The sequence below is a fragment of the Bradyrhizobium lupini genome (assembly GCF_040939785.1).
Classification (GTDB): domain Bacteria; phylum Pseudomonadota; class Alphaproteobacteria; order Rhizobiales; family Xanthobacteraceae; genus Bradyrhizobium; species Bradyrhizobium canariense_D.
Window position 1 is genome coordinate 1,616,340 of the sequence record NZ_CP162553.1, and the last position, 23,785, is coordinate 1,640,124.

General features: G+C 64.4%; 16 protein-coding genes and 3 pseudogenes. 8 read left to right on the forward strand and 11 right to left on the reverse strand.

Annotated features, from left to right (window positions below; genetic code table 11):
* Positions 1 to 52: 52 nt before the first annotated feature.
* Positions 53 to 1,023: pseudogene (locus tag AB3L03_RS07935) on the reverse strand (hypothetical protein).
* A gap of 176 nt (positions 1,024 to 1,199) precedes the next feature.
* On the opposite strand from AB3L03_RS07935, the gene AB3L03_RS07940 reads away from it, so the two are divergent.
* Positions 1,200 to 4,676 carry an indolepyruvate ferredoxin oxidoreductase family protein gene (locus tag AB3L03_RS07940; RefSeq protein ID WP_247363501.1) on the forward strand — a complete coding sequence of 1,159 codons (3,477 nt, stop codon included), beginning with the start codon at positions 1,200 to 1,202 and terminating at the stop codon, positions 4,674 to 4,676.
* 205 nt (positions 4,677 to 4,881) lie between these two features.
* Here AB3L03_RS07940 and AB3L03_RS07945 read toward each other — a convergent pair.
* From AB3L03_RS07945 to AB3L03_RS07960, 4 genes and pseudogenes are all read right to left on the reverse strand, one after another.
* Positions 4,882 to 6,607: pseudogene (locus AB3L03_RS07945) on the reverse strand (FAD-dependent oxidoreductase).
* 59 nt (positions 6,608 to 6,666) lie between these two features.
* Positions 6,667 to 7,674: a S1C family serine protease gene (locus AB3L03_RS07950; RefSeq protein WP_247296333.1), complete on the reverse strand. Its 1,008-nt coding sequence runs from the start codon at positions 7,672 to 7,674 to the stop codon at positions 6,667 to 6,669.
* Between the two features lie 91 nt (positions 7,675 to 7,765).
* Positions 7,766 to 8,216 (reverse strand): annotated as a pseudogene (locus AB3L03_RS07955) (hypothetical protein).
* Positions 8,217 to 8,223: 7 nt separating this feature from the next.
* A complete protein-coding gene (locus AB3L03_RS07960; RefSeq protein ID WP_368508404.1) occupies positions 8,224 to 9,822 on the reverse strand; it encodes a GMC family oxidoreductase in 1,599 nt (532 codons plus the stop codon).
* Between the two features lie 196 nt (positions 9,823 to 10,018).
* Between AB3L03_RS07960 and AB3L03_RS07965 the strand changes: the two genes are divergently transcribed.
* Positions 10,019 to 10,807, forward strand: coding sequence for a thermonuclease family protein (locus tag AB3L03_RS07965; RefSeq protein ID WP_368508405.1), 789 nt, complete (start codon positions 10,019 to 10,021; stop codon positions 10,805 to 10,807).
* Between the two features lie 219 nt (positions 10,808 to 11,026).
* On the opposite strand, the gene cyoD is transcribed toward AB3L03_RS07965, so the two are convergent.
* Genes cyoD through AB3L03_RS07985 form a run of 4 tightly spaced genes read right to left on the reverse strand, consistent with a single transcriptional unit; the run spans position 11,027 to position 14,877 of the window.
* Positions 11,027 to 11,416: a cytochrome o ubiquinol oxidase subunit IV gene (cyoD, locus tag AB3L03_RS07970; RefSeq protein ID WP_018457172.1), complete on the reverse strand. Its 390-nt coding sequence runs from the start codon at positions 11,414 to 11,416 to the stop codon at positions 11,027 to 11,029.
* A complete protein-coding gene (locus AB3L03_RS07975) occupies positions 11,413 to 12,054 on the reverse strand; it encodes a cytochrome (ubi)quinol oxidase subunit III (RefSeq protein WP_018457173.1) in 642 nt (213 codons plus the stop codon). The genes cyoD and AB3L03_RS07975 overlap by 4 nt, the downstream gene beginning before the upstream one ends.
* Positions 12,054 to 14,054 (reverse strand): cytochrome o ubiquinol oxidase subunit I, encoded by a 2,001-nt coding sequence (cyoB, locus tag AB3L03_RS07980; RefSeq protein WP_085362444.1) that lies wholly within the window; start codon positions 14,052 to 14,054, stop codon positions 12,054 to 12,056. Before cyoB ends, AB3L03_RS07975 begins: the two co-directional genes overlap by 1 nt.
* A complete protein-coding gene (locus tag AB3L03_RS07985) occupies positions 14,044 to 14,877 on the reverse strand; it encodes a ubiquinol oxidase polypeptide II (protein WP_018457175.1) in 834 nt (277 codons plus the stop codon). Before AB3L03_RS07985 ends, cyoB begins: the two co-directional genes overlap by 11 nt.
* A gap of 232 nt (positions 14,878 to 15,109) precedes the next feature.
* Here AB3L03_RS07985 and AB3L03_RS07990 point away from each other — a divergent pair, with 232 nt between their 5' ends.
* From AB3L03_RS07990 to AB3L03_RS08000, 3 genes are read left to right on the forward strand one after another with little or no spacing between them, the layout of a single operon-like run.
* Positions 15,110 to 15,922, forward strand: coding sequence for an SDR family NAD(P)-dependent oxidoreductase (locus AB3L03_RS07990; protein ID WP_204510544.1), 813 nt, complete (start codon positions 15,110 to 15,112; stop codon positions 15,920 to 15,922).
* Between the two features lie 14 nt (positions 15,923 to 15,936).
* Positions 15,937 to 16,491 (forward strand): carboxymuconolactone decarboxylase family protein, encoded by a 555-nt coding sequence (locus AB3L03_RS07995; protein ID WP_204510543.1) that lies wholly within the window; start codon positions 15,937 to 15,939, stop codon positions 16,489 to 16,491.
* Between the two features lies 1 nt (position 16,492).
* Positions 16,493 to 17,293, forward strand: coding sequence for an SDR family NAD(P)-dependent oxidoreductase (locus AB3L03_RS08000; protein WP_085352069.1), 801 nt, complete (start codon positions 16,493 to 16,495; stop codon positions 17,291 to 17,293).
* Positions 17,294 to 17,461: 168 nt separating this feature from the next.
* Here the strand turns inward: AB3L03_RS08000 and AB3L03_RS08005 are convergent, their stop codons facing one another.
* Complete coding sequence (locus AB3L03_RS08005) at positions 17,462 to 18,802, reverse strand: sorbosone dehydrogenase family protein (RefSeq protein WP_204510542.1); 1,341 nt, start codon at positions 18,800 to 18,802, stop codon at positions 17,462 to 17,464.
* Between the two features lie 234 nt (positions 18,803 to 19,036).
* Between AB3L03_RS08005 and AB3L03_RS08010 the strand changes: the two genes are divergently transcribed.
* Together AB3L03_RS08010 and AB3L03_RS08015 are read left to right on the forward strand one after the other, a co-directional pair.
* Positions 19,037 to 20,227 (forward strand): urate hydroxylase PuuD, encoded by a 1,191-nt coding sequence (locus AB3L03_RS08010; protein ID WP_204510541.1) that lies wholly within the window; start codon positions 19,037 to 19,039, stop codon positions 20,225 to 20,227.
* A 147-nt stretch (positions 20,228 to 20,374) separates the two neighbouring features.
* Positions 20,375 to 21,232 (forward strand): VOC family protein, encoded by an 858-nt coding sequence (locus AB3L03_RS08015; RefSeq protein ID WP_231188748.1) that lies wholly within the window; start codon positions 20,375 to 20,377, stop codon positions 21,230 to 21,232.
* A 346-nt stretch (positions 21,233 to 21,578) separates the two neighbouring features.
* Here AB3L03_RS08015 and AB3L03_RS08020 read toward each other — a convergent pair whose 3' ends face one another.
* On the reverse strand, positions 21,579 to 22,613 hold the full coding sequence (locus AB3L03_RS08020; protein ID WP_368508406.1) for a L,D-transpeptidase family protein: 1,035 nt from the start codon (positions 22,611 to 22,613) through the stop codon (positions 21,579 to 21,581).
* A 183-nt stretch (positions 22,614 to 22,796) separates the two neighbouring features.
* Here AB3L03_RS08020 and AB3L03_RS08025 point away from each other — a divergent pair, with 183 nt between their 5' ends.
* Positions 22,797 to 23,753, forward strand: a complete 957-nt coding sequence (locus tag AB3L03_RS08025) for a lytic transglycosylase domain-containing protein (RefSeq protein WP_368508407.1) — start codon at positions 22,797 to 22,799, stop codon at positions 23,751 to 23,753.
* Positions 23,754 to 23,785 lie beyond the last annotated feature (32 nt).

Here is a 23,785-nt window from a genome sequence, read left to right on the forward strand (position 1 = left end):
GGCTTTTGCGACGTGCATTTGCCCAAAGGATGAGCGACAACGAAGCTCGCTTCTACCGGGCAGTATCTCCGTACAGCCGTCGATATTCTTCCTCATACGGCGCGTAAGAATCCTTCAGCGTCGCCATGTTCAGCAGCATGGTCGCCACCACCGAATTCGTCTTGTCGAACACGCGCGTCTTCACCCAGGCGCTCTCGGTGCGTCGGCTGCCGGAGAGCGCGACGACCTCGCGCTCGACTTCGTAGTCCTCGTCCACAAACAGCGGGCCCTTCACCAGCCTGATCTCCTGGTCGGCGAACAGGCCGACGGCCGGGCCCTTGGCCGGGAGAGGATCGTCCTTGGAGCGGTACTGGAACAGCACGCTCAGCATCTCCATCGGGATGATCGCCCTGCCCCACGGATCTCGCAGAAGGATTGCCGGCGCCTGAATAATACGGCGAGGTCTCGGTGATGACGGCGAGCTTCTGCCGCAGCGAGAACGGATAGAGCTCGCCCATGATCTGGTCGAACGCCATCCGCACCGCCTGGCGCCGGCTCGTCTGCGCCACCTTCACGTCGCGCAGGATCACGGGATCAGTGAGCGGCTTGAGTTCGCCAAGACGCGCCTCCAGCGCGGTTGCGGCCTGCGGTTCTCCGACCGAGGCCGTGCCACGCAGCACCTCGGTGCCGTCACGTTTGACCATCTGGATCTGGCACTGGCTGGTGCCGGGCAGCGGCTTCGACAGGATCGCCTGCACCTCCTCGCCTTCGTAACAGACGCTGCGGTAATGCGCGGAGAGACAGCCGCTCTCGAACCAGACCTGTCCCCACAAACGCGCGCCGAGCGGAGCAAACTGGCTGAAATGGGTCGGGCCCTCGATGGTGCCGCCCTTGAAGCCGAGCTTCTGCGCGGTGGCGTCGTCGTGGGATCGAGGCGTGCGCGTCGTAGGTTTGGGATTGCAGCATCTGACGCGGCTGACGCCACGGCCCGATCAGAGCGCCGTCGGTCTCCGTGATCTCGGTATCGAACACTTGTGCCGTCATGGTGTCCTCCGCAAGCAAGCCATGACTAGCAGGAGCGCCACGGATGCGGCCAGCGATATTGACTTCGCCTGTGCATGCCCTTGACTGTCACAATTCGCGTCGCGCAGCCGCTCCTCCCTCCCGCAGCGCAAACCCCAAGTCGAATAAGAGCCGACCAAGAGACGAGGACTTCCGAAATGACGCTGATGCAGGTCGAGCTGGACGACAAATACCGGCTCGAATCGAAGCGGATCTTCCTGTCCGGCACGCAGGCGCTGGTCCGGTTGCCCATGTTGCAGCGCGAACGCGATCGACTTCAGGGCCTCAACACCGGCGGCTTCATCTCGGGCTATCGGGGCTCCCCGCTCGGCATGTACGACCACGCGCTGTGGCGCGCGAAGTCATACCTCCAGCAGCACGACATTGCCTTCGTCCCCGGCCTTAATGAGGACCTAGCGGCGACCGCCGTCTGGGGCAGCCAGCAGGTCGGCCTGTTTCCCGGCGCCAAGGTCGATGGCGTGTTCGGCATCTGGTACGGCAAGGGGCCCGGCGTCGATCGCTCGGTTGACGCGCTCAAGCATGCGAATGCCGCCGGCACCTCGCTGAATGGCGGCGTACTCGCGCTTGCCGGCGACGACCATGGCTGCCAATCCTCGACACTGGCACACCAGAGCGAGCAGGTCTTCGCAGCGGCGCTGATCCCCGTGATCAACCCGGCGACGCTGCAGGATTATCTCGACCTCGGCCTTTACGGTTTTGCGCTGTCGCGCTTCTCCGGCTGCTGGGTCGGCTTCAAGGCGATCAGCGAAACCGTGGAGAGTTCGGCGTCGATCTACAGTGATCCCGAACGCATCCAGATTAAGCTCCCCGACGATTTCGAGATGCCGCCCGGCGGCCTCAACATCCGCTGGCCCGATCCGCCGCTGGACGCAGAGAGGCGCCTGTTCGGCCCGAAGATGGCGGCGGTGCAGGCCTTTGCGCGCGCCAACCAGCTCGACCGCATCGTGCTCGACTCCAGGCCGGCACGGCTCGGCATCGTCGCGACCGGTAAGGCTTATCTTGATCTGCGGCAGGCGCTGGCCGATCTGGGCATTTCCGACAAGGACGCGGAGGACCTTGGCCTGCGCATCTACAAGGTCGCGATGACCTGGCCGCTGGAAGAAAGCGGGGCCAAGCGCTTCGCCGAAGGGCTTCAGGACGTGCTGGTGGTCGAGGAGAAGCGCGGTTTCATCGAAGACCAGCTGATGCGCATCCTCTACAATATCGATGCGTCCAGGCGCCCAACCGTTACCGGGAAGCGCGACGAACGCGGCGCGCCGCTATTGCCGAGCGAGGGCGAGCTGACGCCGACCATCGTTGCATCCGCACTGGTGGCGCGGCTGCGCAAGCTCGGCCACCACAGCCCAGTGCTGGAGCAGCGCCTCGCCCGGCTCGAGGCCTTCGACACTCCTGTTCCGGCCTCCGGGCAAATCAAGCTCGCGCGCACGCCGTTCTTCTGCTCGGGTTGCCCGCACAACACCTCCACGCGCGTGCCCGAGGGAAGCCGAGCCATGGCCGGCATCGGTTGCCACGGCATGGCTCTGAGCATGCCGACGCGCCGCACCGATCTGATCTCGCATATGGGCGCCGAGGGCGTGAACTGGATAGGACAAGCGCCCTTCACGACCGAGCAGCACATTTTCCAGAATCTCGGCGACGGCACCTACACCCATTCCGGGCTGCTCGCCCTTCGCGCGGCATCGGCCGCCGGCATCAGCATCACCTACAAGATCCTCTACAACGACGCCGTCGCGATGACCGGCGGCCAGCCGGCCGAGGGCGGCTTCAACGTCGCCCAGATCGCGCATCAGGTCTGGGCCGAGGGCGTCAAGCGGCTCGCGATCGTCTCGGACGATCCGACCAAATACCCTGACACCAACTACTTCCCGCAAGGCGCGACCGTCCATCATCGCCGCGAGCTCGACGCCGTGCAGCGCGAGCTGCGCGACATCCAGGGTCTTACGGTCGTGATCTACGACCAGACCTGCGCCGCGGAAAAGCGCCGCCGCCGCAAGCGCGGGCTCTATCCGGATCCCGCCAAGCGCGCTTTCATCAACGAGCTCGTCTGCGAAGGTTGCGGCGATTGCTCGCAAGCGTCGAACTGCGTCTCGGTGCAGCCGCTGGAGACCGAGTTCGGCCGCAAGCGCCAGATCGACCAGTCGAACTGCAACAAGGACTTCTCCTGCGTCGAGGGTTTTTGCCCGAGCTTCGTCACCGTGCACGGCGGCACGCTCAAGCGGATCAAGACCTCGGCGGTGGATTCAGGCCAGTTGTTTGCCGACCTGCCGCTGCCACCCGCGCGTGAGCTGGACGCATCCTACAACATCCTCGTCACCGGCATCGGCGGCACCGGCGTCATCACCATCGGCGCGCTGCTCGGCATGGCCGCCCATGTCGACGGCCGCGGCTGCTCGGCGCTGGACTTCACCGGCCTGTCGCAGAAGAACGGCGCGGTGATGAGCCATGTGCGCATCGCCGCGAAGCCGGAAGACATCTCCGCGGTCCGGATCACGACGGGCGGCGCCGACGTCATCCTCGGCTGCGACATGATCGTCTCGGCCGGTCCCTCCGCGCTCAGTCGCGCCGAGCGCGGAACGACGAAAGCGTATATCAACGCCGACCTGCAGCCGACCGCGAGCTTCGTGCAAAACCCCGACCTCGATTTCGAGATGGGGACGATGCAGACCGTGCTGCGCGACGCCGTCGGCGACAAGAACCTCGACATCATCGATGCCACCGGCATTGCCTCGGCACTGATGGGCGATTCGATCGCGACAAATCCCTTCATGCTCGGCTTCGCCTTCCAGAAGGGCGCAATCCCGCTGTCGCTGGAAGCGCTGCTTCGCGCCATCGAGATCAACGGCGCCGCGATCGAAATGAACAAGCTCGCCTTCACCTGGGGACGCCTCGCCGCCCACGACATGTCGCGGGTGCGGAGCGTGCTGCAATTCAGGAGCCGAACCTCCGCGCCGACAAAGTCGCTCGACGACATCATCGCAACGCGCGCGGAGTTTTTGACCGGCTATCAGGACAGGGCCTACGCCGATCGCTACCTCGCCGCCGTCGCCAAGGTGCGCAAGGCGGAAGCAGCAACCTCGCCTGCTAGCACGGAGCTGACCGAGGCTGTCGCGAAAAACCTGTTCAAGCTGATGTCCTATAAGGACGAATACGAAGTCGCGCGGCTTTACACCGATGGCAGCTTCTCCAAGAAAGTCTCGGAGAAATTCGACGGCGACTTCAAGCTGAAGTTCTATCTGGCCCCGCCGATCTTCGCGCAGCGCGACAAGACGACGGGACACCTCCAGAAGAAGGAATTCGGCGGCTGGATGATTCACGCCTTCCGCCTCCTCGCCGGGCTGAAGTTCCTGCGTGGCGGCGCGTTCGACCCGTTCGGCCGCACCGAGGAGCGCCGCACCGAGCGGAAGCTGGTCGCGGATTATTTCGACATGATCGATCAGCGCATCGCCGGGCTGAAAGCGGAGCAGATCCCGCTGCTGACGAGGCTCGCGCGGCTGCCGGAGACGATCCGCGGCTTCGGGCATGTCAAGGAAGCCAACATCAAACTGGCGGCGGCGGAGAAGGCGCGGCTGGAAGCAGAACTGGAGAACAGCCGCTTTGCTGCGGCTGCGGAGTAGCGGAAGACTGGCGCTACATTCTCGGTGTCATCGCCCGCAAAGGCGGGCGATCCAGTACTCCGAGGCGGTTGTGATTAGTCCGATGGGCTGCGGCGTACTGGATGCCCCGCCTGCCGCCTACGCTAAAGCTTCGGCGCGCCCAGACTTCGACCTCGGCGAAGCCTTGGCGTAGCCGGGTCGCGGGGCATGACAGCGGTGGAAATGGCTAGACCAACGCTGTGGCCGCACTCGCCCCGGCCACACTCCCCTCCGCCAGATGCCTTCCTGCGATGTACCCGAACGTCAGTGCCGGTCCCAACGCGATCCCCGGCCCGGGACAATTGCCGTTCATGATCGAGCCCATGTCGTTGCCGCAGGCGTAGAGGCCCGCAACCGGCGTGCCGTCCTCGCGCAATACGCGCGCCTGGGCATCCACCTTCATGCCGATCGCCGTGCCGAGATCGGCCGGATAAATCCGCATCGCAAAGAACGGCGCGTAGAGGATGGGCGCGACGCAAGGGTTCGGCTTGTGGCTGATATCACCAAGGTGTCGCTGAGAGATGGTGCTGCCGCGACCGAACTCGGGATCGCGGCCGTCCTTCGCATCGGAATTGTAGTTTGCGATCGTCGCCGCGAGTATCGACGGCTTGATGCCGATCTTCGCTGCGACCTGCGCGATATCAGCGGCCTCGACCAACTCGCCGCTCGCCACATAGCGTCTGATATTGCGGGTGAACGGCTTGATGCGGCCTAGGCCGTAACTCCACAGGAACGGACGGTCGCAGATCAGATAGAACGGCCGGTCCGATTCGCCGTCACCGTCACGCAGCATCGCGAGCACGAACTCGTGGTAGGACAGCGCCTCGTTGGCGAAGCGCCGGCCGGCCGCATTGACCGCGATCACGCCGGGCTTGGCGCGGTCGGTCGCTGTATGCGGGAAAACACCACGGCTTCCATCGGCACGCCGGAACAGCGAGGCCGGCACCCAATAGGCCGGGCTCGTCGCATCCGTGTTGAGCGCTGCGCCGGTTACAGTCGCGAGGCGGAGCCCGTCACCCGTGGCGGACGGGTGGGTCGCCGAGATGAATCCGGCAGCGGGTGGGAAGAAGCGCTTGCGCAAGGTTGCGTCGTGCGAAAAGCCGCCGGTCGCCAGCACCACACCGCGCCGCGCGGCGATCAGGCGATCGCGCGAGCCATGACGGATAATTACCCCGCCGACCCGCTCGCCCTGCGTGGACAGGCCTTCGACGTCCGCACTAAAGAGGATCTCAACCTGCCGGGCCAGCAGCGAGGCATACAGCCGTGCGGCGAGTGCGTTGCCAAGCTGCAGCGTCGTGCCGCGCGGGCCGCGCAGCCGCTGCCACGCATGCTCCGAAACCAGCCGCGCCGCGCGAAGAGTCGAGCGCAGCGATCTTCCGGCCCGGTGCAAATGCGGGATGTCGAGGCGGTTGACCATCATCCCGCCGAACAGCGTGAACTCCGGCACCGGCGCGCGCAGCCGCGCGAATGCGGCCCCCAGCCGCGTGCCGTCGAAGACGACCGGCTCGAGCACGCGCCCGCCCGGCGTCGCGCCCAATCGCTCCGGATAATAGTCCGGACACGCTTCCACCGGCTGGAGCCGCACTTGCGTGTTGGCTTCGAGATAGGTGACCGCCTCCGGTCCGCGCGCGAGGAAAGCGGCGCGGAGGCCCGCATTGGCGGGCTCCGGGCACTGTGCTCGACAAATATTGCACGGCGTCCGTTACGCTATCGGAGAGCCCCGCCTCTTCCATCTTGGCATTGGCGGGAATCCAGACCGTGCCATCGGACCACGCGGTGGTGCCGCCGACGAAAGCGGTCTTCTCGATCACCAACACGCGCAGGCCTTCGGCGGCGGCGACGGCCGCGGCCGTCATGCCACCGGCACCGGCGCCGACGACGATGACATCGTAGGTCTCATGCGCCGGCATCATGCGGCGGGGTTCCCGAAGCGAGGCATGACACCGTCATACCCCGCTTAGGCGCCCACACGCTAGCGGGCCGGCTTGCGCTCGACCGGGTCGATATCGATCGCCCGCAGACGGCCGAGCCGCAGGACGTCCATGGCGAGCCGCCGGCCGATCCGGTCGCGGTCGAGCACACGGATCAGATCGTCGACGCCGTTGATCTCGACGCCGTCGAGGCCGATGACGACATCGCCGGACAACAGGCCCGCCTTCGCCGCCGGCCCGTCCGGCTCGATCTGCGCCAGCAGCGCGCCCATCTTGTTCTCGACACCCGCCAGCAACGCGTGCCGCCGCGGGATCGGCGCGGTCTGGCCGGCCACGCCGATATAGGCGCGACGGACATAGCCGTGGCGGATGATCTCCGACAGCACGAATTGCGCGGTGTTGCTGGCGACCGCGAAGCAGATGCCTTGCGCGCCGTTAATGATGGCGGTGTTGATGCCGATCACCTCGGCATTCGACGATACCAGCGGGCCACCGGAATTGCCGGGGTTGAGCGCAGCGTCGGTCTGGATCACGTCCTCGATGGTGCGGCCACTGACCGAGCGGATCGAACGCCCGAGCGCCGAGACCACGCCGGCGGTGACGGTCGATTCAAAGCCGAGCGGATTGCCGATCGCGATCACGAGCTGGCCCCGCCGCAAGGTCTTGGAGTTGCCGAGCGCCGCATAGGGCAAGTTCCTCACGCCATTGGCGCGAAGCAGCGCAAGATCAGTGTCGGGATCGACGCCGAGCACCCGGGCGTCGCCGACATGGCCCTCGACGTCGCGCAGCCGGATCTCCTTTGACGAGCCGACCACGTGGCTATTGGTGAGCACGAGCCCATCCGGCGAGATCACGATGCCCGAGCCGAGCCCGCCGCGCTCGCGGCCGTTCGGCACTTTTGGTCCGGTCTCGACGCGCACGACGGCCGGACCGACACGGTCGGTCACGTCGATCACGGCATTGGAATAGGCATCCAGCACGGCCCGGTCATCGACCGGGACAGATGCCGGCGTTCGCGATGACGATGCGTCAGAAGTAAAATCCAACATGATAGGAGTCCTTGGGGCTCACACAGATGGTGGCCTGCTCCGTGAGGCGCAAGGGACCCGTCCAAGGCGCAAGGCTGGACTGCCCAGGTGGCTAGGGCGCCCGTCGCAGCGTGCCGGCCCTTGCCTTGACCGGGTCGAGCAGCGACCAGTCGCCATCCGGCAGCACATGGCCCTTGGGAAAAGGTGCGCGCGGCTCGATCCCGAGCGAGCCCAGCACACGGTCGTCGCGGTAGTAGCATTGCAGCACCACACGGACGAGCGTCGCGGCAGCCGGGCCGCCATGCCTGCGAAACTCCTGCGCCACCGCATCGCGCCTGGCAGCATCGAGCTCGGCCAACGGTTGGCCAGCAAGCCGCGCCAGATGGTCGAGCGCCGCCACCACCAGTTTGCTGTCCCGTCCCAACGTCGCCAGCATGTCAGCCTGGATCGCGGGGATCGTCGGCGCCAGGCACCTTGTACTCTTCGCTGGCGGGAACGATCATCGCGGCGATGGCTCGGAGGTCGTCGCGCTGGGCGCGTGTCAGTTGGTTGTCTGCGGACATGATGGCCTCAGTCGAAGAGATTGGCGAGGCGCTGCTTCATCTGGTCGGCGATGTAGAGCGCGAGGGCCTGGATGGTGGACGTTGGATTGACCCCGCCCGAGGTAACGAAGATGCTGCCGTCGACGATGAAGAGGTTTTTGACGTCGTGCGCGCGGCCCCATTCGTTGACTACGGAGCGTTCAGGGTCGGTGCCCATGCGTGCCGTGCCGAGCAGGTGCCAGCCGCCCCAGGGGATCGGCGAGTTGACGCAGATGTCGCTCGCCCCAGCGGTTTCGAGAATCTCCCGGCCCCGCGCCAGCGCATGCTCCATCATCTTCCGGCTGTTCTCGCTGATCGTGTAATTGATCTTCGGCGCGGGAATGCCGTGACCGTCCTTCAAGACCGGATCGAGCGTAACCTGGTTATGCTCCTCCGGGAGGTCCTCGCAAATCGCGGAAAAGCCGAGCCGGTGGCCGTTGAGCTTGCGGAAGACGTGGTGATGATCGGCGCCCCACGGCAAGATCCCCTTCTGCTCGCTCACGACAGCCTCGAACACCGGCCCGGCGCCGCGCACGAACTGGACGCCGTAACCGCGCACGAAGCCGCGCGACAGGTCCGTGTCATACCATTCCTTGCTCCACAGGCAGGTCGGCGGCGCGCGGTTGCTATCGGTCGGCTCCTTCACATAGCCGTAGATCTGCGCATAGGGATGGAACATCAGGTTCTTGCCGACGAGGCCGGACGAATTGGCAAGCCCGTTCGGAAAGCGGTTCGATGCCGAATTCAGCAGCAGCCGCGGCGTGCCGACTCCGTTGCAGGCGATGATAACGACATGCGCCGGCTGAAACTGCTCGACGCCGTCCTTGTCGTAATAGACCACGCCGGTGGCCATGCCGCTCTCGTCGGTGGTAATCTCGCGCACACGGCAGTGAGTCCGCAGCTCGACGCCGGCGCGGACCGCGTGCGGCCAATAGGTGATGTCGGTCGAGGATTTGGCGCCTTGCGCGCAGGCCGGCGTGCAATGGCCGAGATTGATGCAGCGCGCGCGGCCCTCGTAGTCCATGGTCGCGACCGTCGTATCCGACGGCCACCAGTGCCAGCCAAGCTTGTTCATGGTCTTGCCGATGATCGCACCCGACAATCCCATCGGCTGTGGCGGCATCGGCGGATGCGTCAGCGGCGAGAGCGGGTCGCCCGACAGGCCGGACGTGCCCATCATCCGGTCGTTCTCTTCGAAGAACGGGGTCAGCGCCTCGTATTCGATCGGCCAGTCTTCGGCGACGCCGTCGAGCGTCCTCACCTTGAAATCGGAGGGATGCAACCGCGGCCAGTGCGCGGTGTACATCACCGTCGAGCCACCGACCGCATTGTAGTTGACGACCTTGATCGGCGAATTGTCGTCGTTGATCGGATAGTCCTCGGGCCGGCCGCGGACGTTGGGGCTTGACGACCACTCGCCGTAGAATTTGGCCTCCCAGTCCCGGCCCGTGCTGGGATATTCCGCCGGGTTCATCCAGCCGCCCTGCTCCACGCAGAGAATATGCATCTTGGTCTCGGCCAGCGACCATGCCACCGCCGCGCCTGAAGCGCCGGCGCCGATGATCAGGACGTCCACGGGGTCATTCATCGCAAATTTTTCCTCCCTTCGCCGCTTCCCGGGCGATTCGGCGTCCGCTCCGCGAGGCCGGCGAACGATAGGATCAGAGCTGCGGCCGAGTAAAGCCGCGGGGCCGGAATGTCGCACTTCGCGGGGCGCAGACCATTGGTATCGCCACATCCGGATGCTAGGAACAAGGCGCACGAGCCATCGATAGCGAGACCTTATGTCCTTCCGAAAATCCTTTGCCAGCGCCCGCGCTTTTGCGTTCGTTTGCTTTCTCGCCCTGTCCGGATTTCTGGGCACCACCGGCCCCGGCTCCGCGTTGACGGCCACCGCGACGGTCCGCGACGGCAACGCCGTTCAGCTCGGCGACGTCACCTACCGCCTCGAGGGCATCGACGCACCCGAGCTGGATCAGGTCTGCATCGACGATCACGCGGATCCCTGGACCTGCGGCATCGAGGCCCGCGACCAGCTCGCAAAGCTGATTGGCAAGCGATCGGTGCGTTGCGACGATGTCGGACCGGAAAAGAGTTTTGGCAAGCGGCACCGCGCGATCTGCACGGCCGAGGGCGACAAGACCAGCTTGAACGAGCAGCTGGTCAAGCTCGGCTATACCATTGCTCGCGAGCCGGCCAAGGCGAACGTCAAGTCTGCCGCCGCCGACGCGAAATCAACCTCGGCCGGAATTTGGAAGGGCTGCTTTGTTGCACCGCAAGAATTCCGCACCGGCAAGAAGGACGGCGCGCTCCTGGGCGCCGCCTGCCGCGCCGACCGCGACAAGGAGATCTGCGCGGTGTTGTTTCCCGAGGATCTGACGATGCCGCCGAGCTGTGGCATCAAGGGCAAGCTTGCGGTGCGCGCGCGCGTGACCGGCAATATCGGCATCTACCATTTACGAGGCTGTCCGAGCTACCCAGCGACCACCAAGCCGGACCGTTGGTTCTGCTCTGAGGACGACGCCCAGGCTGCGGGCTTCCGCAAGGCCTACAATTGCCGGCGGCCAAAATAGCGAAGCTCATCACGCAGCCGTGAGCGGCAGCCGGAGACAGTATTCATCCGGAATTGAACTCTATCGGGAGTTGCTGCATTTGTAAGCGTACGCGAGCGCTTTGCGCGAGCGTTTCTTTAGCGGCAATCCGGCTCCGGCCCGATTGCTTTGCTCGGGCGTTTCCTCCCTAGATTTGGGCCGCTTGTCACAACAAGCGGCTCTTCTTTTTTGCACAATGCGCTAGCGGCGCATCGGCATGATCTGATCCATGGCCGGCATGTTCGCGTTCAGATGCGCCATGATCCAGACGGTGCCACCGACCACCAGGAACACCACCAGCAGCCCGAAGGCGAGCGCCAGCACGTTGTTGGTATTATCGGGGCCGGTGGTGATGTGCAGGAAGAACACGAGATGCACGCCCATTTGCGCGATCGCCAGCACGATCAGCGCGACGGGAATCGAAGGCTGCCAGACCAGATCCGTGCCCGCGATGAAGAACGACGTCGCCGTCAGCAGCAACGCGAGAACAAGACCGACCACGTAGCCGAGGATGCGCGTCCCGACACTGTGTTGCTCCTCATCGCCCGGCGCAAGATCATGGCCGGCCGGCATATGCGTCTGATCGCTCATACGCCACTCCCAAGCAAATAGACGACGGAGAAAACTCCGACCCAGACAATGTCGAGCGCGTGCCAGAACAGCGCAAAGCACATCATCCGGCGCAGCACGTCGGCACGAAAACCCTTTGCGAAGACCTGGGCCATCATGGTGAGCAGCCACAATATGCCGGCGGAGACGTGGAGGCCATGGCAGCCGACGAGGGAGAAGAACGAGGTCAGGAAAGCGCTGCGCGATGGGCCATAGCCGCGGGCAACGAGATCAGCGAATTCGCGAAACTCAATGACCAGAAAGATGAGGCCGAGCAAACACGTCACGGCCATCCCGAGATAGAACCACAGCCGGTTGCGCACATCGGCCGCGATGCTCGCCATGCCACACGTGAAGCTTGACAGCAGCAGGCAGACCGTCTCGATCGCGACGTTTCGCGGCTCGAATATCTCCGAACCCTTCGGGCCGCCGGCGGTCTGGTCGGCCAGCACCGCGTAGGCCGCAAAGAAGCAGGAGAACATCACGATGTCGGAGAGCAGGAAGATCCAGAAGCCATAGGCGGTCACGATGCGCTTCGGCGCCGGCCCGGGATGCTCGATAACGAGGCCGATGTGATGGGGATCGGCGTGCGCTCGGCCGGCGGTCGCGGTCATTGACATCAGACTGTCCCCGCCATGCTGACGAGGCTGCGCCGCTCCTCGAGGTTGACGCGGTCTATCGCCGCGACCTCCTCGGCCGGAATGACGTATTCGTCATGGTCGCGCCAGGCGAACACGACGAATGTCGCGAACGCTCCGATACCGCCCAAAATCACCATCCACCAGATGTGCCAGATCAGCGCAAAGCCCATGACGGTGGCGAAGAACGCGCAGACGAACCCGGTCGGCGAGTTCCTGGGCATCTCGATGTCATGATACTCGGGCGCATCATGATCGAGCGATTGCTGCTTGGCATGAGCCTTCATGTCCCAATAGGCATCCTCGCCGCGCACATCGGGATTGAAAGCGAAGTTGAAAACGGGTGGCGGCGACGACGTCGCCCATTCCAGCGAGCGGCCGTCCCAGGGATCGCCAGTGCGGTCGCGCAGGGCCTCGCGGTTGCGGATGCTGACCACGAGCTGCACGATCTGGCAGATCACGCCGATCGTCAGCACGGCCATGCCGACCGCTGCAACCAGCATCCATGGCCGCCACGCCGCGACGTCATAGTGCTGCATGCGCCGCGTCATGCCCAGCATGCCGGCGACGTAGAGCGGGATGAAGGTGACGTAGAAGCCGAGGAAAGTGAACCAGAATGCGAGCTTGCCCCAGCGGTCGTTGAGGCGAAAGCCGAACGCCTTCGGGAACCAGTACTCGAAGCCGGCGAAGGCGCCGAACAGCACGCCGCCGATGATGACGTTGTGGAAGTGCGCGACCAGAAACATGCTGTTGTGGAGAATGAAATCGGCCGGCGGCACCGCGACCAGCACGCCCGTCAATCCGCCGATGATGAAGGTGACCATGAAGCCTATCGACCACAGCATCGGCGTCTCGAAGCGGATGCGTCCGCCATACATCGTGAACAGCCAGTTGTAGATCTTCACTCCCGTCGGTATCGCGATGATCATGCTGGCAATGCCGAAGATAGCGTTGACGTCGGGACCCGCTCCCATCGTGAAGAAGTGATGCAGCCAGACCATGAAGGAGATGACGCAGATCGCCATGGTCGCCAGCACCATCGAGCGATAGCCAAACAGCGCCTTGCCGGAGAAGGTCGAGACCACCTCGGAGAAGATGCCGAAGGCCGGCAGAACTAGGATGTAGACCTCGGGATGCCCCCAGGCCCAGATCAGGTTCATGAACATCATGACATTGCCGCCGGCCTCATTGGTAAAGAAGTGGAAGCCGAGATAGCGGTCGAGCAGCAGCATCGCGAGGGTGGCGGTCAAAATCGGGAAAGCCGCGACGATCAGGAGGTTCGAGGCCAGTGTGGTCCAGCAGAACATCGGCATGCGCAGATAGTTCATGCCTTTGGTGCGCAGCTTCAGCACCGTCGTCACGAGATTGATGCCGGCCACCAACGTGCCGACGCCGGAGATCTGCAGCGACCATGCGTAATAATCGACGCCGACGCCCGGCGAGTAGGACAGTTCCGACAGCGGCGGAAAGGCGAGCCAGCCGGTGCGGGCGAACTCGCCGATCACAAGCGAGAGATTGACCAGCAGCGCACCGGTCGCGGTCAGCCAGAAGCCGACCGAATTGAGCGTCGGGAAAGCGACATCTCGTACGCCAAGCTGGAGCGGCACGATGAGATTCATCAGTCCGATCACGAACGGCATCGCCACGAAAAAGATCATGATGGTGCCGTGCGCGGAGAATATCTGGTTGTAGTGCTCCGGCGGCAGATAGCCTTGCGACTGGTAGGCGACCGCCTGCTGAATCCGCATCATGATGGCGTCGCTGCCGCCGCGCAGCAGCATCACCGAGGCCAGCAGGATGTACATCACGCCGATCCGCTTGTGGTCGACGCTGGTGATCCACTCGTGCCAGAGATAGGGCAGATGCCCCTTCACCACGACCCAGGCCAGCACGCCGAGAATCCCGACCAACACCACGGCGCCTGCGATCAGCGGTATCGGCTGATCGAACGGAATGGCCGACCAATCGAGCTTACCGAGCATCATGGCCTCCACTGTGCGACCGGCCTGCTTCGGATGCGAGCTCCGGCCCCGGTCCCGGCGGAATGTGCTGGGTCGCGATCAGGTCGAACAGTCGGGGATCGTCGAGCCTGTAGCTTGGCCTGCCCTTTTCGACGCCCTGCTGCATCAGCTTCTTGTAGCTGTCCTCATTGAGGACAGCATCGCTCTTCGCCGTGGTCGCGACCCAGTCCGGAAAGGCGAGCGGCGAGACCACGTTGACGTCGAACATCATGTCCGGAAATCCGTCGCCGGAAAAATGCGCCGACAGTCCCTGCAGCTTGCCTTCGTTGTCGGCGCGTAGGTTCAGCTTCGTCACCATGCCGTTCATGGTGTAGATCATGCTGCCGAGCTGCGGGATGAAGAAGGTGTTCATCACGCTCGAGGACGTCAGCTGGAAATTCAGCTCGGCGCCTGCCGGCACCGTCAGCGTATTGACGGTGGCGATGCGCTGGTCCGGATAGATGAAGAGCCATTTCCAATCGAGCGAGACGGCCTGGATGCGAACCGGGCTGCCGGTGCCGGGCACGGGTGCCGCGGGATCGAGCTGGTGCGAGCCGATCCAGGCGACGCCGCCGAGCAGGATCACGGTGAGCGCGGGGATCGCCCACACCACCATCTCCACCCGCCCGGAATAGACGAAGTCGGGCTGAAACTTTGCTTTGGGATTCGAGGCGCGAAACCAGAACGCAAAGGCCAAAATCGCGAAAATGGTCGGCACCACGATCGCGAGCATGATGAAGACGGAATCGACCAGGATGGTGCTGTTGGCCGCAGCCACAGGCCCTTGTGGATCGAGCAGATTCATCGGCAAGCCACTGGCGTTTGGGAAGCCCCGGGACAGAGCCTAGCGCGGGAAAGGCTCCGCAACAAACGCGATTGCGTGAGGTCGGTTCCTAACGGCGCGGGTCGATCGTTCGCCCTTCTCGTGCGGCGGCATGCAATTCCATGCGATGTCAATGACATGAAAGCGGGAGCCGGCCCTTCTCGCCGCTCCGCGCGATTGCTAGACTGCACGAAAATATTTGGGATGAAACGACATGCAGGGGCCCGAGGACGATCCCGGTCTCGCCGGCAAGGTGGCGCTGGTCAGCGGCGGGGGTGCTGCGGGCGACGGCATAGGCAACGGCCGCGCCGCCGCACTTCTACTGGCTCGCGCCGGCGCCAAAGTGCTGGTGGCCGATCGCGATCTCAAGCTCGCCGAACGCACCGTGGAGATGATCGCAGCCGAAGGCGGCACGGCCGCGGCGCATGGCGGTGACGTCACCAGGGAGAGCGATTGCAAGACACTGGTCGAAGCCGCGCTCGACCGCTGGGGCCGGCTCGATTTCCTCGACAACAATGTCGGCATCGGGAGCCGCGGCAGCGTGGTCGACGAAGCGCCCGAGCAATATCGCCGCGTCATGCAGGTCAATGTCGAGAGCATGTTCCTGCTCTTCAAGCACGCGATCCCTGCGATGATCCGGACCGCGCAGGGCGGTGCGATCGTCAACATCTCCTCGATCTCGGCGCTGCGGCCACGCGGGCTCACGAGCTATACGACCTCGAAGGCCGCCATCATCGGTCTCACCCGCGCGATGGCGGTCGATCACGGCCGCGAGAACATCCGCGTCAACTGCATCTGTCCCGGGCCGATGTACACGCCGATGGTCTATGCCCGCGGCATGAGTGAGCAGGCTCGCGTCCAGCGGGAAAAGGCATCCGTGCTGAAAACGGAAGGCACCGGCTGGGACGTCGGCCATGCCGTCAAATTCCTGCTCAGCAATTTTGCGCGCTACATCACCGGCCAGGTGCTGGTGGTCGACGGCGGCGTGACGCTACAAGCCCCCGAACGTGAATCACAAGAACACTGAAAGGAACATCAGGGATGGCTCGCCTGCCCTATCTCGAGGCCGACCAGGTCGCGCCCGAATATCGCGACATGCTCAAGCGCAACACCAATCTGCACAAGCTGCTGATCAATTCGCCGGATATGGCGCGCGCCTTCAACGGCATCGGCGGCTACATCCGCTTCAAGAGCAAACTCGACCCGCGCCTGCGGGAGCTTGCGATCCTCCAGGTCGGCTGGATGGAGAAGTCGGAATACGAGTTCACTCATCACGTGAAGATCGGCAGGGAGTTCGGCGTCACCGACGATGACATCGCCGGCCTGATGGCGGAGACCGACGGTAGGCCCTCGACGCTCGAGCCACAGGCCAAGGCGATCCTGAAAGGTGCCCGCGAGATGGTGCGCGAACTCGCGATCTCGGATGTGACCTTTGCCGAGATCAAGCAGCATCTCTCGGACGAACATATGGTCGACCTCGTGCTGACCATCGCCTTCTATTGCGGCGTGGTGCGCGTGCTCGCCACCATGAAGATCGACAACGAGCCATATTACAAAGAGGTACTCCAGCAGTACCCGATTCCGGGAGTGAACTAACATGCGCTTGAAGGACAAGGTTGCGGTCGTTGTGGGCGCCGGGCAGAGCCCGGGCGAAGGCATGGGCAACGGCCGCGCCACGGCGCTGACCTTCGCGCGCGAGGGCGCCAAGGTGTTGTGCGTCGATCATCATCTGGAATCAGCGCAGGAAACCGCCGCCATGATCGCCGCGCAGCATGGCACGGCAGCGGCGTTCAGGGCCGACGTCACAAAGTCTGCCGACATCAAGGCAATGGTCGCGGAGGCACAGGCGCGCTGGGGCCGGATCGACGTGCTGCACAACAATGTGGGCGTCAGCCTGTCCGGCGGCGACGCCGAGCTGCTGCAAATCACCGAGGAGGCGTTCGACCGCGTCGTCGCGATCAATCTGAAGAGCTGCATTCTGGCGGCGAAAGAGGTGATCCCGATCATGCGCGCGCAAGGAAGCGGCGTGATCATCAACATCTCCTCGATGGCGGCGATCACCACCTACCCTTACGTCGCCTACAAGGCGACGAAATCGGCGATGATCGCCTTCACCGAACAGCTCGCCTACCAGAATGCGGAATACGGCATCCGCGCCAACGTCATCCTGCCGGGCCTGATGAACACGCCGATGGCCGTCGACACCCGGGCCCGCGAATGGCACAAGACCCGCGCCGAAGTCGAAGCCGAGCGCGACAGCAAGGTGCCGCTGCGCAAGAAGATGGGCACGGGGTGGGACGTCGCGAATGCCGCGCTGTTCCTGGCCTCGGACGAGGCGAATTTCATCACCGGTGTGACGTTGCCGGTGGATGGCGGAGCGAGTGTGAGACGGGGGTAGACATCCTAAGCACGCTGCTCTTCCTTCTCCCCTTGCGGGAGAAGGTGGCGCGAGGCGCCGGATGAGGGGTTTCTCTCCGCACACGCAGAGGAGTTCGCCGATAGAACCTCACTCGTCCCGCCGCTGCGCGGCGAGCCACCCTCTCCCGCAAGGGGCGAGGGTACACCTTCATCGCGGCACGCTTGTCACCCGCCAGATCGTCCCGTTGCCGTCCTCCGACACCAGCAGCGCCCCGTCCTTTGCCACGGCCACACCGACCGGCCGCCCCCACACCTCGGTATCGCTCACCACAAACCCCGTGACGAAATCCTCGTACTCGCCGGTCGGCTTGCCGTCCTTCATCCGGATGCGGATCACCTTGTAGCCGGTGCGCTTCGACCGGTTCCAGGAGCCGTGCTCGGCCACGAAAGCATCGCCCTGATACTCTGACGGAAACTGCGTCCCCTGATAGAAGGCCATGCCGAGCGAGGCCGAGTGCGGCTGCACCAGCACATCGGGCACCGTCACCTTGCCCTTGAGGTCCGGCCGCGCTCCGGCGTGACGCGGGTCTTCGTTGCCGCCGATATAGAACCACGGCCAGCCGTAGAACGCGCCTTCCTTCACGCTGGTGACGTAGTCAGGCACGAGATCGTCGCCGAGCCCGTCGCGTTCGTTGGTCGAGCACCAGGGCAGCCCGGTCTGCGGCTGGATCGCAAGTCCGACGCAGTTGCGGATGCCGCTGGCGTAGATCTTCCGCTCCTTGCCCTCGGGGGTGAAGGCGAGCACGGTGGCGCGTTCGGTCTCGCTGGCCCAGGCCGCACCGAGCGGTTGCGCTTTCGACCAGGCTTCCACGCCACCCGGCGGCGTGCCCATGCCCTCGGCGACGTTGCTGAGCGAGCCGACCGACACCAGCATGCGCTTGTTGTCGGGCGTAAAGACGATGTCGCGGGTGGAATGACCGCCGTCGTGGGGCAGGCTTGCCACGATCGTCTCCGCCTTGCCGCGCGCCTTGAGATCGCCGGCCTGGTAGGGAAAGCGGACGACGCTGTCGGTGTTGGCCACATAGACCCACTGCGGATTGTCGCCGTTTGGGAAGAAGGCGATGCCGAACGGCTGCCGCAGTCCGGCAGCGAACACCTCGTTGGTCGCGGCCTTGCCGCCTTCGCCGGCGCGCAACACGCGGACGTTGCCCGCGCGCGTCTCGGCGACGTAGACATCGCCGTTCGGCGCCACGCGCACGATGCGCGGGGCGCGCAGGCCCTCGGCGAACAGCTCGATCTTGAAGCCGGCCGGTACCTGAAGCGCCCCCTCCGGTGGGCGCGGCACCACGCGCGACGAACTCGCAACCGACCGCGTGGCGCCGGGCCTGACCAGATCCTGCGGCCGGATCAACCTGACCGTGCCGGGCTTGTCGGCCTGCCAATCGCCGTAGGCGTCCTTGCCTTGCAGCACCGCCTCAGCCTGTGCGCAGGTCGCGACCGCGGCCAGCCATCCCGCGGACATCGCCGCGAATGAAATCCTGTTCTTCAAATCGTTTCCTCCCGGCCTTCACGTATTGCGCATCAACGCCGATCGACGCGCAAACGTTCTGCGACAGGTCAAATGCCTGCCGAATCCCACGTCAGCTCATGCCCGCACGATGTGCATCAGCCGCAGCCCATCGTACTGGAAAATGCGGCTGATCGGTGCGACACATTGTAAGGGCGGCACCGCCGGTAGCGGTCATGAAGCTGCGGCATTGGAGTCGCATCCGTTGGGGTGATCATGTGGGGATCCATCATATCGGAATGGGCGAGCCTGCTGCTCCGCTGGCTGCACGTGGTCGCCGCGATTGCCTGGATCGGCAGTTCCTTCTATTTCATCGCCCTCGACCTCAGCCTCAGGCCTGACAGCAAGCTGCCGGAGGGCGTCCAGGGCGAGGCCTGGCAGGTCCATGGCGGGGGCTTCTACCGGATCACGAAATATCTGGTCGCGCCCGCGCAGATGCCGGACGAGCTGACCTGGTTCAAATGGGAGGCCTACACCACCTGGCTGTCCGGCTTCGCGCTGATGGTGGTGGTGTATTATCTCGAGGCCGATTTGTTCCTGGTCGACAAGTCGATCCTCGACCTCACGCCATTCGAGGCCGGCCTGTTCAGCCTCTCGAGCCTCGCGCTGGCATGGCTGCTCTATGAAGGCGCCTGCCGTACCGGGCTCGCGCAGCGCGAGCTGCCCTTCGCCATCGGCGGCTATCTGTTTCTGGTCGCATTGACCTATGCTTTCACCCACGTGCTGAGCGGGCGCGGCGCCTTCAACCAGATCGGGGCGATCATCGGCACCATCATGGTCGCCAACGTTTTCACCCTGATCATCCCGAACCAGAAGAAGATTGCGGCCGCCCTGATCGCAGGACAGGCGCCCGATCCGAAGCTCGGCAAGACCAGCAAGGAGCGCTCGGTCCACAACAACTATCTGACGCTGCCTGTCGTCGTGCTGATGATCAGCAACCACTATCCCCTGCTCTATGCCACCCGCTTCAACTGGATCATCGTCGCAATCATCCTGGCGCTCGGCCCCGTGATCCGCCATTTCTTCAACGAGCGGCACGCCGGGCGCAAATCGCCGTGGTGGGTGTGGGGCGTCGCAGCGGTCGGCGTGATCGCGATCCTGTTCCTCTCGGCGGCCGGCCCGCGCGAGGTCAAGACAAGCGCGCTGTCGGCGCAGCCGACGCTTGCCAATGTCGAGGAGATCGTGATGTCCCGCTGCAGCATGTGCCACGCCGCCGAACCGGTCTGGGCCGGCATCGTCACCGCGCCGAAGGGCATATTGCTGGACGCGCCCGAGCACATCCATCGCAACATCCGCCTGATCGGCCGCGTCGCCGCCTGGTCAAACGCGATGCCGCCGGGCAACATCACGGAAATGACCAGCGAGGAGCGCGCCATCCTCGCCGCCTATATCGAGCAGGCGCGCTGACGCCATCAAGTGTCAGATATCGCGCTTCACGGAATGAAATTTCCGCATGTCCCACCGATTTGAAAATGACTTGACCGCCTATCCGGCGTAGACAGGATTTGCGGCCGCCGACGGCGGTCCAGTCAGTTTGCACTCGGGGAAAGAACAGTGGCCCTCAAGAACGTCATCGGTATCGACCACGCCGTGGTCATGGTGCAGGACCTCGACAAAGCCGCCGAAAACTACCGGCAGCTCGGCTTCACCATCTCGCCGCGCGGCACCCACAGCACACATATGGGCACCGGCAACTACACGATCATGTTCGACCCGGATTATATGGAGCTGCTCGGCGTGCTCGCGGCGACCGAGCACAACGCGCCGGCGCGTGCCTTCCTCGACCAGCGCGGCGAAGGCATCGAGCGCATCGCCTTCACAGCGGTCGATTCCACCGCCGGCGCGGAGGAAATCCGCGCGCGTGGCCTGGAGCCGATCGGCCCGACCGATTTCGAACGGCCCGTGACGCTGCCTGATGGCACGATCTCGGCGGCGAAATTCCGCACCTTCATGTGGCCGACCGCAGAAGCGCCCGGCGGCGTGCGCATTTTTGCCTGCCAGCACAAGACGCCAGAGACGGTGTGGATTCCCGAGCTGATGAAGCACGCCAATGCGGCCAAGCGGATCAAGCAGACATTGATCGCGACGCCCGAGCCCGCGAAGGAAGCCGCGGATCTGGGACAGCTGATCGACCGCGAGCCGAAGGCTGAAGCCGACGGCGCAGTGACCGTGCCCTCCGGTGGCGATCGTGCCGAATTCGTTTACTTGACGCTGGAGCAGCTCGGCAAACGTTATCCCGGCGTGCCGCTCGCGGGTCTTTCCGAACGCGGTGGCGCTGCCCTGGTGCTTGTCAGCGGCGATCTCGCTGCCACCGACAAGGCGCTTGGTTCGGCAGCCGTGCGCAGCGGACCTGCGATCTGCGTGCCGCCGGCCAAGGCGAACGGCACCCTGCTCGCCTTTGTTGCCGGCTGATTTGAACTAATTCTTCAACGAGCGTCTACAGGGCGGCCCCAGGCTTCGGGGCTACCCGCGCCTTCAGGGCCGAGCGCATGTTCAAAGAGATATCGCCGGTCGCCTATGACGCGCCGGCCGAACTGAAGAAGTGACCGTCGCTGAAGGGCCAGAGGCAAAAGGATCGAGGTCCGCCCTATCCCGTCTACAACGGCACGCTCGCCGACTGCGTCCGCGAGCTCATGGGCAAGCCATCAAGGGCATCTCGCTCTACGATATCATGACGAGGGCAAGCAGCGTTCGACCAGACCGTGCTGTCGCCCGGTGATGCCGCCGAAATCGCGATGCGCAAGGACTTTCCCAAAGACTAGTTCGAGGCGCGCCTACCGCCGGACTTCCGCCGCTGCTCGGACGAGGAGTCCGTCGGCGCATCCAGAAAGACCACCGGTGTGCCGCGCTTGACGTGCTCGCCCAGCGCGCGCACGTCCCAATTGGTCAACCTGACGCAGCCATGCGACGCGGACTTGCTGACCCTGTCGGGCTCCGACGTTCCGTGGATGCCGTACCCCTGTGCGGACAAGCCGATCCAGTATGCTCCCACCGGATTGTTCGGGCCCGGCTGAACATCGAACGGCTGTTTCGATTTGACGCTTCTGAACTTGTAGTCAGGGTTGTAGTGATAAACCGGATTCTCGTGGGTGCTGGTGACCTTGAGCGTACCGCTCGGCGTCGGACGATCCGGACTTCCGATTGACGCGGGATAGAACGCGATCAGGGTGGCGCCCTGGTCGAATGCTTTCAGCGTCCCGTTCCTTTTGTCGACGTCGAGCCGCGCGATGTTCGGAAGCTCTCGCCGCGCCGGAACGTTTGCAACGACGATGGTCGCTCCCACCTTGTCGAAGGCCTTGTCCGGGTTGAGCGCCTTGAGCAGATCGGCGCTCATGTGGGATTTCTCGGCAAGCCCTTCGAGCGGGCTGGTGTAGCTCAGCGCCTTCAGCGGCTTCATGTCATCAAGCTTGCCGGGCAGCTCCTTCAGAAACGGGCCCTTCACATCCGCGTCCGTGATCTTGTATTCGACGAGGACGGCGCCTTCGCTCGCGGCGTTCAACTTGTCCCAAAGCTCGGGCGCGATCGTTTTATCCGATGCAACGCCGTTCTGCTCGGCGAATGCTTTCAGTGCCTTCTGCGCGCTCTCTCCGAGCTTGCCGTCGATCTCCCCGGGCGAGAACCGCGCACGGTCGAGCAGAATCTGAAGCTTCACGATCGCGGCGTTGAGCTTGTCGCTAGCAGGTTGCTTTGCGGGACGCGCAGCATCGTTTACCGCTGCCGCATCGAGATTGCCCGCAAGCGCCGAAGAGATCGCCGCCAGCGAAATCACCGCGCCAAGCATCCACCGCATCATCTCGCTCGTCCCCATTCGCCAACGCCCCCGCAAATTCGCGGAGCAAAGAGTTTCCGGCGGGAACACCGTAGTAACACCGTGGGAACCGACGAGACCGCAGCTTTGCCGCAATCGCTCGGTTAATAACTCCTTATCGCCGGCGCATCGCTGGCCGTTCACCCACAGTTCGAGGTTGCTCCAGCAATGCGATTTGTCGTCGCGGCGTGCGCCGCGTTCATGATTCTGATGTGCGACTTCGATCCGTCGGCGTCCCGCCAACCATCAGCTTTCGATCACGCCGTTCTTCAAAACACTCAGGCCTCGTCACTTGTTCCGGTGGTCGAGCTGTTCCTTGCAAGCGTGCAGGCCCTCGAGCTCGCCAATGCGCGTGCGGCCTATGAGGAGACCCCCGAGCCGCCGGATACGGTCGAACCCGTCGCGCAGGCGCCGGTTTCGCCGACGGAACGCTTCTGCCACGCGCTTCGCGGAGCTGCCGAAGCCAGCGGCATTCCCGTGCCGTTCTTCGCGCGTTTGATCTGGCAGGAGAGCCGCTTCAAGTCCAACGAGGTCAGCCAGGCCGGCGCGCAGGGCGTCGCGCAGTTCATGCCGGAAACGGCAGCGGAGGTCGGGCTAGATGATCCGTTCGATGCGATGAAGGCGCTGCCGGCATCGGCCAAGTTCCTGCGCAAGCTGCGCGACGATTTCGGCAATCTCGGCCTTGCCGCAGCCGCCTACAACGCAGGTCCCGGCCAGATCCAGAAATGGCTCGCCAAAGAGAGCGAGCTGCCGCGTGAGACACGCGACTATGTCCGCATCATCACCGGCACCAGGGCCGAGGACTGGACCGAACGCGCGGAAGCCCTCGCGATCCGGATCGACCTGCCGCGCGAAGCACCCTGCGAGGGCATCGGCAGCCTGTCCAAGACGAAGGACGTCGCCTGGGTTCCGGTGAACCTGACGCCCTCGGTCGCCACCATCATTCGCAAGGCCGAGCAACTGGCGGCGCGATTGACCGCCAGCCACGCACGCAAGCGGCTCGCGTCTCTGATCCGGAAGAACACCCACGGCAAGGCACGCAGCATGATCGCCGCGCGTGCGGCGGGAAAGAGCGCGAAGGCCCGCGCCATCCGTTTTGCAGCGCGCGAACGATCTTCGGGCTGATGCGCAAATCCGGAAGCCGCTCGATGGAGCGG

Coding starts and splice junctions, on each gene's coding strand:
- AB3L03_RS07940 (WP_247363501.1), top strand. CDS start 1,200: ATGACGCTGATGCAGGTCGAGCTGGACGACAAATACCGGCTCGAATCG.
- AB3L03_RS07950 (WP_247296333.1), bottom strand. CDS start 7,674: ATGTTGGATTTTACTTCTGACGCATCGTCATCGCGAACGCCGGCATCT.
- AB3L03_RS07960 (WP_368508404.1), bottom strand. CDS start 9,822: ATGAATGACCCCGTGGACGTCCTGATCATCGGCGCCGGCGCTTCAGGC.
- AB3L03_RS07965 (WP_368508405.1), top strand. CDS start 10,019: ATGTCCTTCCGAAAATCCTTTGCCAGCGCCCGCGCTTTTGCGTTCGTT.
- cyoD (WP_018457172.1), bottom strand. CDS start 11,416: ATGAGCGATCAGACGCATATGCCGGCCGGCCATGATCTTGCGCCGGGC.
- AB3L03_RS07975 (WP_018457173.1), bottom strand. CDS start 12,054: ATGTCAATGACCGCGACCGCCGGCCGAGCGCACGCCGATCCCCATCAC.
- cyoB (WP_085362444.1), bottom strand. CDS start 14,054: ATGCTCGGTAAGCTCGATTGGTCGGCCATTCCGTTCGATCAGCCGATA.
- AB3L03_RS07985 (WP_018457175.1), bottom strand. CDS start 14,877: ATGAATCTGCTCGATCCACAAGGGCCTGTGGCTGCGGCCAACAGCACC.
- AB3L03_RS07990 (WP_204510544.1), top strand. CDS start 15,110: ATGCAGGGGCCCGAGGACGATCCCGGTCTCGCCGGCAAGGTGGCGCTG.
- AB3L03_RS07995 (WP_204510543.1), top strand. CDS start 15,937: ATGGCTCGCCTGCCCTATCTCGAGGCCGACCAGGTCGCGCCCGAATAT.
- AB3L03_RS08000 (WP_085352069.1), top strand. CDS start 16,493: ATGCGCTTGAAGGACAAGGTTGCGGTCGTTGTGGGCGCCGGGCAGAGC.
- AB3L03_RS08010 (WP_204510541.1), top strand. CDS start 19,037: ATGTGGGGATCCATCATATCGGAATGGGCGAGCCTGCTGCTCCGCTGG.
- AB3L03_RS08020 (WP_368508406.1), bottom strand. CDS start 22,613: ATGATGCGGTGGATGCTTGGCGCGGTGATTTCGCTGGCGGCGATCTCT.
- AB3L03_RS08025 (WP_368508407.1), top strand. CDS start 22,797: ATGCGATTTGTCGTCGCGGCGTGCGCCGCGTTCATGATTCTGATGTGC.